The organism is Bacillus sp. CCNWLW194 (assembly GCF_037120585.1).
Lineage (GTDB): Bacteria > Bacillota > Bacilli > Bacillales > Bacillaceae_G > Bacillus_A > Bacillus_A basilensis.
This window is the reverse complement of sequence record NZ_JBBBBL010000007.1, coordinates 147,689-160,706: the sequence shown is the minus strand read 5'-3', so window position 1 is coordinate 160,706 and position 13,018 is coordinate 147,689. Positions and strand designations below refer to the sequence as shown.

Genomic DNA, 13,018 nt, shown 5'->3' with positions numbered 1-13,018 from the left:
GTGATTTTTCTGAACATTAAGAAAAATACCAAGAGAAGAAAGTTCCTTACATGTTTATTAGTTAGTCTATGCACTCTTAATTATTCATCTATTTCTTTCGCAGAAACACAAGCGGGTAATGCAACTGATATAACTAAAAATGCTAGTAGCATTGATACTGGTATAGCAAGCCTTAAATATAATAATCAAGAGGTTTTAGCTGTAAATGGTGATAAGATAGCGAGTTTTGTTCCGAAAGAAAGTATCAATTCAAATGGTAAATTTGTAGTAGTGGAACGCGAGAAAAAATCACTTACAACATCACCAGTCGATATTTCAATTATTGATTCTGTAGCAAATCGCACGTATCCAGGAGCTGTACAACTTGCTAATAAAGCTTTTGCAGACAATCAACCGAGTTTATTAGTGGCTAAGAGAAAACCTTTGAATATTAGTATAGACTTACCTGGCATGAGAAAAGAAAATACAATCACTGTCCAAAATCCGACATATGGTAATGTGGCTGGAGCAGTAGACGATTTAGTATCTACTTGGAATGAAAAGTATTCTACAACACATACGTTACCTGCAAGAATGCAGTATACAGAATCTATGGTTTATAGTAAATCACAAATCGCAAGTGCTCTTAATGTTAACGCTAAATATCTTGATAACAGTCTAAATATTGACTTTAATGCGGTTGCAAATGGAGAAAAGAAAGTGATGGTGGCCGCATATAAACAAATATTTTATACTGTAAGTGCTGAACTACCTAACAATCCATCTGATCTCTTTGATAATAGTGTTACTTTTGGTGAGTTAACTCGTAAAGGAGTAAGTAATTCGGCTCCACCTGTTATGGTTTCAAATGTAGCTTATGGTAGAACGGTTTATGTAAAATTAGAAACAACATCTAAGAGCAAAGATGTACAAGCTGCTTTTAAAGCTTTACTTAAGAATAACAGCGTTGAAACGAGTGGACAGTACAAAGATATTTTTGAAGAAAGTACCTTTACTGCTGTAGTATTAGGCGGAGATGCGAAAGAGCATAACAAGGTTGTTACAAAAGATTTCAATGAAATCCGAAATATCATTAAAGATAATGCTGAATTAAGTCTTAAAAATCCAGCATATCCAATTTCATATACAAGCACTTTCTTAAAAGATAATGCAACTGCTGCTGTTCATAACAATACAGATTATATTGAGACGACAACTACAGAATATTCAAGTGCAAAAATGACACTTGATCATTACGGTGCTTACGTTGCTCAATTTGATGTATCTTGGGATGAATTCACATTTGATCAAAATGGTAAAGAAGTATTAACACATAAAACATGGGAAGGTAGTGGCAGAGACAAAACGGCTCATTACTCTACAGTTATCCCTCTTCCACCAAATTCAAAAAATATAAAAATCGTAGCAAGAGAATGTACAGGTCTTGCATGGGAATGGTGGAGAACCATTATTAATGAACAAAATGTTCCATTAACAAATGAAATAAAGGTTTCAATTGGAGGAACAACATTATACCCAACTGCTAATATTAGTCATTAGGTTGGAGTAAAGCGCCCTGGTTATAGGGCGCTTTTTTACTTGTTTGAAAGAATATTGGTGTTTTTAGATGTATCATAATCAATTCGCAAATCTTGTAATCATATTTTTTTATGGCTGTATCAATGTTATTAATGATTGCATTCCCCATTATTAAATCCCCATAAATGTAGCCTATCTTAGGTTGATAGTGATGCATGGTGCCTCCATGTATATAAATGCATTTTGTCGAAATTATTAAAAAGGGGAATTTTTCTATTTGAAGAACTAATAATTGATTGTCAATATGTATTAGAAATCTCAATCTAAACTAAAGGAGAACAAAATGGGACAAAACAATAAGGGCTTTTCTGAAACAGGATTGCGCAAAATGCGCAATATATTGGCGTGGCATGTCGATTCTGGAAAGATTCCTGGGCTCGTCGCCTTAGTCAGCCGAAACGGTGAGACGCATGTCGAAGCGCTTGGAACAATGAGGCATGATGGTGGTGCACCAATGCGTCGGGACACGATTTTTCGATTGGCGTCCACTAGCAAGCCAATCGCAGTTTCACCAGTAATGGTTCTGCTCGATGAGTGCAAACTGCATTTAGACGACCCAGTAGACAAATGGCTACCGGAACTCGCCGACCGGCAAGTGTTGAAACAGCCCGATGGCCCGCTAGAAGAGACCGTCCCAGCACGGCGTCCTATCACTGTACGAGACTTGTTGACCTCCACATTCGGGCTCGGGGTGGATCTCACGTTGATGGGTTCTCCAATCATGAACGCGTTCTTTGAGAGTGGGATATTCGACACGCCAGGGCAGGATATGCCTGATCCAGATGAGTTTATGCGTCGCCTAGGTGGACTTCCGCTAAGCTATCAGCCCGGAGAGCGGTGGCAGTACCATATCAGTATAGAAGTAATCGGCGTTCTTGTTGCCAGGGTCACGGGTCAGACGTTCGAGTCGTTCTTGCACGAACGCATATTCGATCCGCTAGGAATGAAGGACACTGGATTCTACGTACCTCAGCTCAAGATTGATCGGCTTCCACCAGCCTTCAACCCCAATCCGCAGACAGGTGAATTCATCGTGTGGGATGAGGGGGCGGATGGACGTTATAGCAAACCTCCAGCATTCCAAGCAGGCGGTGGTGGACTGCTTGGAACCGTCGACGATTATCACGCGTATTTGCAGATGCTTTTGAATAAAGGGATGCACGGTACTAAACGGATCCTGTCTAGGCCCGCAGTCCAGCTGATGACCACCAACCGTCTTACTCCGGAACAACAAGTATACCGAGACGATTTGGCCAAAAATAACGTCCATTTGTCGTTCGGACAAGGGATTCAAGGTGGCTGGGGCTTTGGGATGGCGGTGCGTACTTATCTTGGAGACTACGCGTCTATTGGTCAATTCGGCTGGGATGGTGGAACCGGTACTTCAGCTTACGCTGATCCAGATAAACAGTTTATTGGAATTCTGTTCACCCAGGTTGGGATGTCCACTCCGGCCCCATCGCATCTTATCCAAGACTTCTGGACTACGGCCTATCAAGCAATCGAAGACTAGGGTACGTTTAAAGGAAAACGCCAAGACGGATAGATAATCATAGGCTTGATGGCCACGATCAACACCATGGTTAAAAGTTAGGATTGGACCGTGTTGGAAGTACTGCGGTAACAGTTGGGCATTATTAATAATAGCACAACAAAAAATCCTCTTGGATGCAAGAGGATTTTTTTATTGGGAATAGTAAGGACGAGAGGAGGTGCATTACATATGGGAAAAGGTAGAAGTAATAATGCTGGTAAAAAGCAACCGAATTTCGATGATTCATCTAATTTCGCTAAACAAAGCCAACCGACAGAAAAGAAGAAGAAGTAAAAAAAGGATCTCTCTTGATAAAGAGAGATCCTTTTTTTAATATATTGACGTTTCGGCACAACATATCGATTGCTCAATCAAATAGTCATTATAGTCATTCATGCAAGGCTTAAACTCCTTCGAAGGGACAGATTGTGAATCTGTTGTAGGTGAGTGGGATAATGGGAAACTTCTTTTTTATAAGGATAAGGATAAGGATAAGGATAAGGATAAAATAGGAATCTCACAAATTAAAAAATTATATGAGGCATACTTTGAAATGTTACGATTTGAAATGAATGTTCTTGGTTGTAAGGCGACTGAATTAAGACATCTTATAGGTCGTTTAGGTGAATTTTTTTGTGTTCTTTATATGAATGGTGAGCTATCCAAAGTGACGAATCAGCATGGATATGATGTCATCAAAGAAGGGAGAAGAATAAGTGTTAAAACAACTGCCCAAGAAAAAGGTTTTATTACGATCAATCAAAACACATTCGACCAATTTGATGACTTCTTCGTAGTTCAGTATAAAGATGATGATTTGAAACTATTATTTTATGGGCCAAAGGAAGAGATTCCATCGCTTAGACCATATGGGAATACTTATGAGGTTGATATAAATTCTTTAAAAAGAGTAGAAAAGACACTCCTATAGGGTGTCTTTTTAGCAGAAGTAAACAGCTCCAACAATGATTCTTCAGCTTTGTAATTGTTATAGGAATCATATGAAACAAAAAATATTAGTGCTCAGTGACTAATATTTTCTATCCGGCCCCATCAAGCTAAAAAAGAATATATACAAACATAGCCTTATACAATTGCATTTAACTTTATTTAAATCTTTATGTATAAGTGTTATTTTATACATTCACTTGATTGTTAAATATGCAGGTATGATTCTCAACGCTCTTATGTTTTACCTGTTTTGAGTTAAAAATAAGAAAATTCGAAATGTTAGTTGTATATATTGTGTTAAATATTGTAAAATGAAATGGTACCAACAAAACTAAATTGGTACCAAAGGTTTAGGGGGCGGATTATGAAACAAAGAATAGTAACAGAAACCATTCATCAAATTCAAACGAAGGGGTTTACATTTACAATTAGTGATTTAGCAAAACAATTAGCTGTCAGTAAGAGGACAATCTATGAGCATTTCTCTTCAAAAGATGAAATAGTAGATGAAGTTATTCGTAATGTAATAGAAAATATTCAAGAAAAGGAAAAAAATATCGCTGAAGATGATACGTTACAAACAGTTGAAAAAATAAGGCTCATTTTAATTTGCATTCCACAACAATTTCAATTTATGGATGCACGTTTATTAGTAGAACTAAAAAAACATCATTATTACCAATGGTTAAAATTAGATCAGTTTTTACGTGAAGGCTGGTCTACTGTAATCGGTTTAATAGAAGAGGGAATGAGAGAAGGAAGCATAAGAAAAATTCAAATTTCGTTTTTTATTGAAGTGTATTTGGGGGCACTGAATCGCATATATGATCCTATGTTTATTGAAAAGAGTGATTATACATTGGGAAGTATGCTTGAATCGATTATGGACATGTTACTATATGGCATTTCTAATTCGAAATAAAAGGTGGGAAAATAGTGCAGTGGATTTATTTAAGTTTAGCAATTTTATTTGAAGTAGCGGGTACAACTGCGATGAAATAATCTGATGGATTAACGAAACTAGTACCAAGCATTCTTATTTTTGTATTTTATGTAGCAAGTTTTACATTTCTTTCATTTGCATTAAAAGGGATGGAAATGTCCGTTGCATATGCGGTTTGGTCAGGTATGGGAATTGTAACGATTACAACAATTGGTTTTATTTATTTTGGAGAAAGTATCAATATAATTAAGATACTAGCAATTCTTTTTATATTAATTGGAGTCGTAATTTTAAATTTTAATAGTGCTGCACATGAAGTGAAGAAAAAAGAAATAGTGGAGGAACGTATACATTGAATCGATTAAAGTATTTTTTCCTTATTACTGATCTTGGATTTGTTGTATATTGGCTCATAACAATTTTTCATATGATTCCGCAAGAATATTTGTTTAAAGATTATGAAGACCCAATTTTAGTAGCATGGAACTGGTCTTTTTTACCCTTGGATTTGTTAATCTCGTTAACGGGACTTTTAAGTTTGTATTTGTATTCTAAACAAAAACATATTTGGAGCCACTTTGCATTTTTATCATTAATTTTAACTTTTTGCTCAGGGTTACAGGCTCTAGCATTTTGGACAATCCGTTTAGATTTTGATATGTCTTGGTGGATCCCTAATTTATATTTATTAGTTTATCCATGCTTCTTTTTAAAAAGTGTTTGGAGAGAGTGTGGATGGTATGAGACTAACATGAGAAAAGAAAGAAAAGAATTCATGTAATATAAGAAAGATTGGATCTTTAAGCACATTCGAATTCTAGATGCAACAACATTTCAGCTTCTAGATAAGTTTTTTCGCTAGCCATACAGTAGTAGTCAAAATAATTTTTGAAATGAAGATAGCCGATGATTCCTATGGTAAGGAAACATCGGCTTGTATTATGTATATTGAGTGAGTTCACGTTTCTGGAATAATTGTAATAGCGATGGTCCGAACCGGAGCCTCTATTTCGTTATTTTTACTTTGGCTATTGTAGTATTTAATCATTAATTCGTTAAGTTCGTTTTGAAATTTTCCAAAGCGTTCCTCATCTAGCTTTAATTCTACTACAGAAAAAGTAGCAGTATCTTCTTGATTGTTTTGTTCCTCTAATTTCTTAAGGTAACTTTGATATTGTGTCATAAGTGATAACTGATAATAGGAAATGTAGTTTAACTTTTCATCATCAGATAATCCTTTCCATTCACTTCCTTCAATTTTTGCATCTTCTTCATTGATTGCGTAATATTTTTCAGAAACAGATTTTACCTTTTTTTCTTTAATCACATGGACGATACCAGAATCAACCATAGTTTGTAGCTGTCTATATAGTGTTGCTTGTGGTACATTTTTAATGATTTTTACCATTTCTAATGGTGTTAGCCCATCTTCTTTATTTCTCATTAACACTTGGCAAATTTTCATTCTTACCGGATGCATTAAAATTTCAACTTTATTACTCATTATATCACCTTATGTATTGTTTTTTTATTCTCATTATAAATAATGAGAATAATGATTGCAATCCATCCGTTTTTATTTTATCATTATCAATAATGATAATGAGATTTAAAAGGAGTGATGACAATGAAAATACATTATGGATTGAATGATCTTAAAGACATTGATATTATGGCTTTTCTACCCATTATATTGCCAGTTATTGCAGTGGGAGCACTTTTAGTTTTAATTGCATTCATTGATTTATATCGACATAGGAAAACAAGAAAAAATGTACTTGTATGGACGTTAATTATTCTTTTCGTTAATATATTGGGACCTATCTTGTACTTTGTTATAGGGAGAAAGGACAGTGAGAAATTATGAAATTAGAGATTAAAAATGTAACAAAATCATTTAAAGGAAAAATTGCTGTGAATAATTTCTCGATGGAACTGCAAGCGGGGGAATGCGTCGGATTAATTGGACCAAACGGAGCAGGGAAATCCACATTAATAAAAGTAATTTCGGATATTACTAATCCAACTGCTGGTGAAGTTTTATTGAATGGGATAAAAATATCAAAAATGAAAAGTGAAATTGGTTATCTACCTCAATATCCTAATTTTTTTCATTGGATGACAGCGAGAGAAACGCTTACGTTTATGGGCCAACTTTCGGGGTTGAAAAAAGAAGAATTGTCAAAGTCGATTCCAAAAATGTTGGAGAAAGTTGGACTAAAGGAAGAAGAAAATGCAAAGGTTAGTACATTTTCTGGTGGAATGAAACAACGACTTGGTATTGCACAAGCATTATTGCATAAACCTTCGCTTATTGTCATGGATGAACCAGTATCCGCATTAGATCCGATCGGCCGGCGGGAAGTATTGAATCTGATTGAAGAAATAAAAAAAGATACAACCATTTTATTATCAACCCACATCTTAAGCGATGCAGAAGAAATCTGTGAACGATTTGTCATTATAAAAGATGGAACAAAAATAGAAGACACAACGATTACGGAGCTTTTACACCGTAATCGTGAAAATAAAATAATTATTGAAATAACAGATAAAGATCAAAATTGGATTGAAGTTGTAAAGAAATTACCGTATGTGAAGAATGTAGAAGTGGTTGGGCTTAAAATCAAAGTGAAGGTTGAAAGTATCGAAATAAACAAAAATATGTTACTGCAAAATGCACTCGAACATAAAGTGGACATCGTTAAATTTAAAATGAGCAACGATACTTTAGAAGAAATTTTCTTGAAATTGGTGGTGCAAAAATGAATAACTCAATGGTATTGATAAAAAAAGAATATGTTCAAATGTTACGTGATTTTAAGATTATTTGGCTACCAATTGTTTTTATATTTTTAGGTGCAACACAGCCGATAGTAACTCATTATTTGCCATCAATTCTAGAAGCGTTAGGTGGAGGCCAGGGAATTACAATTGATCTGAGTATGGCAGCGCAAAAAGGGAGCGAAGTATTAGCGACTACTTTGGGATCCCAGTTTGATCAGCTTGGACTTATGATTCTAGTGATTTCTATGATGGGTGCAATTCAAACAGATAAAGCTAATGGTATGTTGGCCTTTATTTTAACAAGACCCGTTACTGTTACTTCATATGTAGGTGGGAAAATAGTGTCAAACTATTTAATGGTAGCGTTTAGTGTAACAATTGGATACGTAGCTTCTTATCTATATGTAAATTTTCTTTTTACTGCCGTTCCATTTGCACACCTAATTACTGGATTACTATTTTATCTAATTTGGGTTCTTTTTATCGTATCTTTCACAACAATGATAAGTGCTATTTTTCACAGTCAAGGTATTATTGCATTAATTTCAATTGTTTTCCTTTTAGCCTGCAGAGTAATCGTCGGTTTGAATCCAATACTGGATCAGCTTAATCCAGCCGGTATGAGTAAGTATGCAATGGAAACGTTAGTCACGGGGGGAGTAAATTCAAACGCAATAATTACTGGATTACTAACTATAGTGTGGATTTTATTGACACTCTTCGTAACGTATTATTGGATTGCTAATAAAAAGTTTCATTATGAATAACCGTGATGAGGGTAGTGGTTTCAAATAAAACAACGCAATAAGAAGAAGCTTCCACTATTGTGGAAGCTTCTCTAAATGATGTGCAATATCAATATACATGTTGGAGTAAACTGAATGTATTTCATTACTTGGCGTAGCGTTAGAAGAGAAGTGGACAATTACCATATTTGCTTTCGGATCGATGTAAAGTGTTTGTCCGTAACTACCTAACACTTCGAAAGCACCTTGTTCATTGTGCGGAATCCACCATTGATTATGATAAGAAATAGAAGCACCAGTGCCAATTGCAAGTTCACCTTTTTGGACATTTTTTATACTTTCTGTAATAGAGGAAGGGAGGAGTTGTTTTCCGTTATATTCCCCGTTATTTAATAGTAATTGCCCGAATCTCGCCATATCTCTAGCAGTTGCATTTAAACCAGCGCTTGCTTGTTCTACTTTTGTTTCATCTGTTACGTAATATGCGTTTTCTTCCATACCAATTTGAGACCATATTCGTTCGCTAACATTTTCCGCTAATGATTTACCAGTGATAGTTCGAATAACCCAAGCGAGCGTTTCCGCTGATCCGTTATCGTAAGAAAAACCGGAACCGGGCGGTGCGGTTTCTTCTGCCTCTCGTAACATATCATAAATTTTCATTGGACCGTCGTAGTTTTTACCTCGAGGTAAAATATTGCTCGCTAAATATAGTTGTGCATCTTGATTTTCTAACGCTGGATGTTCATATCCGTGAGTAGGGTATTCTACAGAAACTTGCATGTCCATTAATTGCTGAAGTGTAGCTTTACCGAACGGTGTATTGTTTAATTCTTTTATATAAGTGTCAGCTGTTTTCTCTAAGTCAATACGATTTTCTTCAGCGAGAGATTGTATCATTGCCCCCGTAAAGACCTTTGCTAATGAAGCCATACCATGCGGTTCACTCTCGTTATATCCATTGAAATATCGTTCATAAACAAGTTGCCCATTATGTACAACGACAAACGCATCTGTTTTGTTATCGTCTAAAAGTTTTTTTAGAGGAGTTGTATTTCCAAACCTACGCTCCACAGCAAAATCGTCTAAGTTTTGTAATGCGGAAGGGAAGTGAGCAATTTGGTCAGGATTGTTTTTTACGTCATTAATTAAAGTGAATTCTTTCATATGTGTGTAAGACCAACGTAAGTACGGATCATCTAACCAATTTTTTTTCGTCACGTTATTTTTTGATGGAATTGTTTTATTGTGTTTGAAGTATGTAAAACCGAGCCCTGTAATTACAAATATGAATGTGATTATGAGTAAGAGTAGGGGAGATTTTTTTAGTTTCATAGGGGTCCCTCCTTATTATTTCTATTATAAGTATACGCTTCTATTGAAAGAAATACAAAATAAGGAAAGTAAACAGAGAAGTTTACTTTCCTTATTAACGTTAAGCGGAAATTTGTCCGTCTGTACGTTGTTTCTTGAATTTTTGTTTTCGTCCGTGTAATCCATAATAGAGAAGTAAAGTGAACGCAACGATAATAGCTGCGATAAAATACATATTATGGTAACTTGATTTTGCTGCGACGATACCTAAAATGAAAGAACCAAACCCAATACCACTATCAAAGAATGAGAAGTACGTAGCTGTTGCAGAACCACGTCGGTGGTTTGGAGCGGCAGAAATTGCAATTGTTTGGAAGCTTGGAATTAATGTTCCATAACCTAAACCGATTAATACACCTGCGCTTAGGAACCAAAACGGAGTTTGCGCTTGACTTAATGCGAACATCCCAATTGTGAAAATAATAATAGCTGGATAAACAAGTACGTTTTCACCGTAGCGGTCAAAAATCTTTCCTGTAAATGGACGAGAAATTACAACAACAAGTGCATATACAATAAAGAAATAACTTGCAATATCAGCTAAACCGAGCTCTTTCGCATAGATAGGAATAAAGGATAAAATACCACTATAAGAAAAGGCTAAAACAAATCCTGTAAGAGCAATCGGAATAGAGGATGGTTCAATTAAGTCTTTCCATTTCATTTTTTCTCGTTTTTGTTTGCTTACTGGTGCTTCATGCGGAATATTTACAAGTAGTCCTAATAAAAATGCAAGCAATGAAAATACGGAACAAACGATAAATAATACAGTAAATGAAAAATGAGAAATAATTGTTAAACCTAAAAAAGGACCAATTACCATCGGCAGACTCATGAATACGCCGAAATATGCAAGTGCTTCACCGCGTCTATGAGCTGGCGCAACATCAGTTACAATCGTACCAGTTGCTGTTGTCGCCATCCCAAACCCAATACCATGTAAGAAGCGAAGGGCTAGTAATAAAAATAAACTTTGCGCACCGAAATACATAACGGTAGCGGCTAAAAATAGTGAAAGTGAAATAAATAATATTTTCTTTCTTCCTAAATCATCGAGCCATTTTCCTGTGAATGGTCTACATAAAACAGAAGAAATAAGAAAAACAGTTGCAACTAAACCAATTTCCTCAGGTTTTCCTTTTAGACCGTCTATTACATAGACAGGTAGAGTAGTCATAAGCATGTAAAATGTTAAAAAGAGAAATAGACTACTAAAACAAGTTCCGAGGAAATCCTTCGTCCAAAGTTTTTCACTTTGCATCGTCATCCCTCCAATTTAATCTAAGTTTTTAATAATTTGTTGTAACACTTGAAAAGCTTGATGTAAATCATCTTCGTTAATACCTTCTAGCGTCTTTTCTTCGAAAGTATCAACTTCTTCTTGCCATACCGGGATCATTTTTATCGCTGTTTCTGATAAAGAAATGAGCTTCTCACGGCGATCTTTTCCTTCTGTACGAATAATCCATCCCATCGTTTCCATACGTGTTAACGTACGAGTCATCGTTGGTGACTCAACATTTAAATACTGACATAATTCTGTTTGGGTACAAGAACCAGTTTGATTAATACGGAAAATAACAGCCCATTGCGCACTAAATAATCCAGTGGGAGATACGCGTTCATTAAATTTCTTCGTAAACTTGCGAGAAGTCTGGCTGACAATGTGGAAAAAATGTTGTTTTTCGTCCATGTATTTTGATCCTTTCAAATTAGTTACCTAGCTAACTATATACTTTTTTATAATAATTGTCTAGTAATAGACATATTGATTTATGTAAAAAATTCGTATAGCTTTTTTGTTGAGAACATATATTCTGCATGTTATTCTTTAAGTAAGTAAAGAATTTTCTTTCTATTGAAAAGAATGGGGGAACTTGTGATGATTAAGCCTGCAACAATGGAGTTTGTTTCACTATCGAACGGAGAAACGATTGCGTATCAGGAAGTTGGAAGGCAAAATACAGAGATTCTTGTACTCATTCACGGGAACATGACATCGTCACAACATTGGGACTTAGTTATTGAAAAACTGCAAGATCAATACCATATTTACGCTCTTGATTTAAGAGGATTTGGTCAATCAACATATAATCAATCGATAGATTCATTACAAGACTTTGCAAGAGATGTAAAACTATTTATCGATCAATTAAAACTAGAGAAGTTTTCATTAATGGGCTGGTCAATGGGCGGTGGTGTTGCGATGCAATTTACAGCGAATCATCCAACGTTTGTCGAAAAGTTAATTTTAGTAGAATCAGTAGGAATGAAGGGCTATCCAATCTTTAAAAAAGATATTAATGGGCAACCGATCGTAACGAGTCTATTAAAAACGAAAGAAGAAATCGCGCAAGACCCCGTACAAATTGCACCAGTGCTAGATGCGATAAAAAATATGGATAAATTATATTACCGTACAGTATGGAACTTATTAATATATACACATAATCAACCTGAACCGGATCGTTATGAAAAGTATTTAGATGATATGTTAACGCAACGTAATTTCGTAGATGTGAATTATGCGCTCATTACATTTAATATTTCGGATGAACATAATGGGGTTGTAGAGGGAAATAAGCAAATTCATCGTATTAAAGCTCCGACACTCGTCATACAAGGTGATAGAGATTATGTCGTACCGCAAGTAGTCGGTGAAGAATTAGCAAAACATTTGCCGAATGCAGAATTAAAATTGTTAGAAGATTGTGGTCATTCTCCGTTTATTGATTGTTTAGATGTATTTATAAAACATGTAGAGGGTTGGTTAGAACAGAAATAATCCCCGAAATGAACGGTGTTGCATATACTATAACATTGTAGGTAAAAGGGGAGATTATCAGTGCATCATCCGCTCTTAATTGCGCATTCGCCATATAATCATCACTTATATACAAAAATAATGATAGATCCGATGTATATGCAAGTTTCATGAGCTATAGTTCCTTTACAAATGCAGCAGCCATCAATAGCTCATGCACATCACCACTTATATGGACCATCATTTTATGAAAATCCATATTTCAAGCACTTTCATTACAATGTGAAAGCACAAGTTTGGGAAGGATAGGAAGCTAAAAGATTCATTGTTTTAGCTTCTTT

The 13,018-nt window shown here is 35.4% G+C and carries 12 protein-coding genes and 3 pseudogenes; 11 read left to right on the top strand and 4 right to left on the bottom strand.

From position 1 onward, the window contains the following. The 6 genes and pseudogenes from alo to V7S50_RS17500 all read left to right on the top strand — a co-directional run bounded on the left by alo (position 1) and on the right by V7S50_RS17500 (position 5,787). Positions 1 to 1,539 (top strand): anthrolysin O/cereolysin O family cholesterol-dependent cytolysin Alo, encoded by a 1,539-nt coding sequence (gene alo, locus V7S50_RS17525; protein ID WP_242254561.1) that lies wholly within the window; start codon positions 1 to 3, stop codon positions 1,537 to 1,539. A 322-nt stretch (positions 1,540 to 1,861) separates the two neighbouring features. Continuing rightward, positions 1,862 to 3,091, top strand: coding sequence for a serine hydrolase domain-containing protein (locus V7S50_RS17520; protein WP_242254560.1), 1,230 nt, complete (start codon positions 1,862 to 1,864; stop codon positions 3,089 to 3,091). A gap of 436 nt (positions 3,092 to 3,527) precedes the next feature. Next, a pseudogene (locus V7S50_RS17515) lies at positions 3,528 to 4,043 on the top strand (DUF6998 domain-containing protein); the annotation flags it as partial. A 384-nt stretch (positions 4,044 to 4,427) separates the two neighbouring features. Then, entirely contained in the window at positions 4,428 to 4,985 is a 558-nt protein-coding gene (locus V7S50_RS17510; RefSeq protein WP_152155687.1) for a TetR/AcrR family transcriptional regulator, read from the top strand. Positions 4,986 to 4,999: 14 nt separating this feature from the next. Next, positions 5,000 to 5,362 (top strand): annotated as a pseudogene (locus V7S50_RS17505) (DMT family transporter). Beyond that, positions 5,359 to 5,787, top strand: a complete 429-nt coding sequence (locus tag V7S50_RS17500; protein ID WP_309259123.1) for a YvaD family protein — start codon at positions 5,359 to 5,361, stop codon at positions 5,785 to 5,787. Before V7S50_RS17505 ends, V7S50_RS17500 begins: the two are co-directional and overlap by 4 nt. Positions 5,788 to 5,964: 177 nt before the next feature. On the opposite strand, the gene V7S50_RS17495 is transcribed toward V7S50_RS17500, so the two are convergent. Continuing rightward, positions 5,965 to 6,510, bottom strand: a complete 546-nt coding sequence (locus tag V7S50_RS17495) for a transcriptional regulator (protein ID WP_242254558.1) — start codon at positions 6,508 to 6,510, stop codon at positions 5,965 to 5,967. A gap of 123 nt (positions 6,511 to 6,633) precedes the next feature. Between V7S50_RS17495 and V7S50_RS17490 the strand changes: the two genes are divergently transcribed. The 3 genes from V7S50_RS17490 to V7S50_RS17480 are packed head-to-tail and all read left to right on the top strand — an operon-like array spanning position 6,634 to position 8,560. Then, positions 6,634 to 6,873 (top strand): PLD nuclease N-terminal domain-containing protein, encoded by a 240-nt coding sequence (locus tag V7S50_RS17490; protein WP_000690914.1) that lies wholly within the window; start codon positions 6,634 to 6,636, stop codon positions 6,871 to 6,873. Further along, the gene (locus V7S50_RS17485) at positions 6,870 to 7,775 is read left to right on the top strand and encodes an ABC transporter ATP-binding protein (RefSeq protein WP_242254557.1); all 906 of its coding nucleotides are present in this window, start codon (positions 6,870 to 6,872) and stop codon (positions 7,773 to 7,775) included. Before V7S50_RS17490 ends, V7S50_RS17485 begins: the two co-directional genes overlap by 4 nt. Beyond that, positions 7,772 to 8,560, top strand: coding sequence for an ABC transporter permease subunit (locus V7S50_RS17480; RefSeq protein WP_242254556.1), 789 nt, complete (start codon positions 7,772 to 7,774; stop codon positions 8,558 to 8,560). Before V7S50_RS17485 ends, V7S50_RS17480 begins: the two co-directional genes overlap by 4 nt. 54 nt (positions 8,561 to 8,614) lie before the next feature. Here V7S50_RS17480 and V7S50_RS17475 read toward each other — a convergent pair whose 3' ends face one another. The 3 genes from V7S50_RS17475 to V7S50_RS17465 all read right to left on the bottom strand — a co-directional run bounded on the left by V7S50_RS17475 (position 8,615) and on the right by V7S50_RS17465 (position 11,606). After that, positions 8,615 to 9,874, bottom strand: a complete 1,260-nt coding sequence (locus V7S50_RS17475) for a serine hydrolase domain-containing protein (protein WP_242254555.1) — start codon at positions 9,872 to 9,874, stop codon at positions 8,615 to 8,617. Positions 9,875 to 9,974: 100 nt separating this feature from the next. After that, positions 9,975 to 11,174 (bottom strand): MFS transporter, encoded by a 1,200-nt coding sequence (locus V7S50_RS17470; protein WP_063220952.1) that lies wholly within the window; start codon positions 11,172 to 11,174, stop codon positions 9,975 to 9,977. A gap of 15 nt (positions 11,175 to 11,189) precedes the next feature. Next, positions 11,190 to 11,606 carry a MarR family winged helix-turn-helix transcriptional regulator gene (locus tag V7S50_RS17465; protein WP_000343680.1) on the bottom strand — a complete coding sequence of 139 codons (417 nt, stop codon included), beginning with the start codon at positions 11,604 to 11,606 and terminating at the stop codon, positions 11,190 to 11,192. 174 nt (positions 11,607 to 11,780) lie between these two features. On the opposite strand from V7S50_RS17465, the gene phaZ reads away from it, so the two are divergent. Together phaZ and V7S50_RS17455 are read left to right on the top strand one after the other, a co-directional pair. After that, positions 11,781 to 12,698, top strand: coding sequence for an intracellular short-chain-length polyhydroxyalkanoate depolymerase (gene phaZ, locus V7S50_RS17460; protein ID WP_242254712.1), 918 nt, complete (start codon positions 11,781 to 11,783; stop codon positions 12,696 to 12,698). Between the two features lie 60 nt (positions 12,699 to 12,758). Further along, positions 12,759 to 12,986 (top strand): annotated as a pseudogene (locus V7S50_RS17455) (hypothetical protein). Positions 12,987 to 13,018: the final 32 nt, after the last annotated feature.

Coding starts and splice junctions, on each gene's coding strand:
- V7S50_RS17520 (WP_242254560.1), top strand. CDS start 1,862: ATGGGACAAAACAATAAGGGCTTTTCTGAAACAGGATTGCGCAAAATG.
- V7S50_RS17510 (WP_152155687.1), top strand. CDS start 4,428: ATGAAACAAAGAATAGTAACAGAAACCATTCATCAAATTCAAACGAAG.
- V7S50_RS17495 (WP_242254558.1), bottom strand. CDS start 6,510: ATGAGTAATAAAGTTGAAATTTTAATGCATCCGGTAAGAATGAAAATT.
- V7S50_RS17490 (WP_000690914.1), top strand. CDS start 6,634: ATGAAAATACATTATGGATTGAATGATCTTAAAGACATTGATATTATG.
- V7S50_RS17485 (WP_242254557.1), top strand. CDS start 6,870: ATGAAATTAGAGATTAAAAATGTAACAAAATCATTTAAAGGAAAAATT.
- V7S50_RS17480 (WP_242254556.1), top strand. CDS start 7,772: ATGAATAACTCAATGGTATTGATAAAAAAAGAATATGTTCAAATGTTA.
- V7S50_RS17475 (WP_242254555.1), bottom strand. CDS start 9,874: ATGAAACTAAAAAAATCTCCCCTACTCTTACTCATAATCACATTCATA.
- V7S50_RS17470 (WP_063220952.1), bottom strand. CDS start 11,174: ATGCAAAGTGAAAAACTTTGGACGAAGGATTTCCTCGGAACTTGTTTT.
- V7S50_RS17465 (WP_000343680.1), bottom strand. CDS start 11,606: ATGGACGAAAAACAACATTTTTTCCACATTGTCAGCCAGACTTCTCGC.
- phaZ (WP_242254712.1), top strand. CDS start 11,781: ATGGGGGAACTTGTGATGATTAAGCCTGCAACAATGGAGTTTGTTTCA.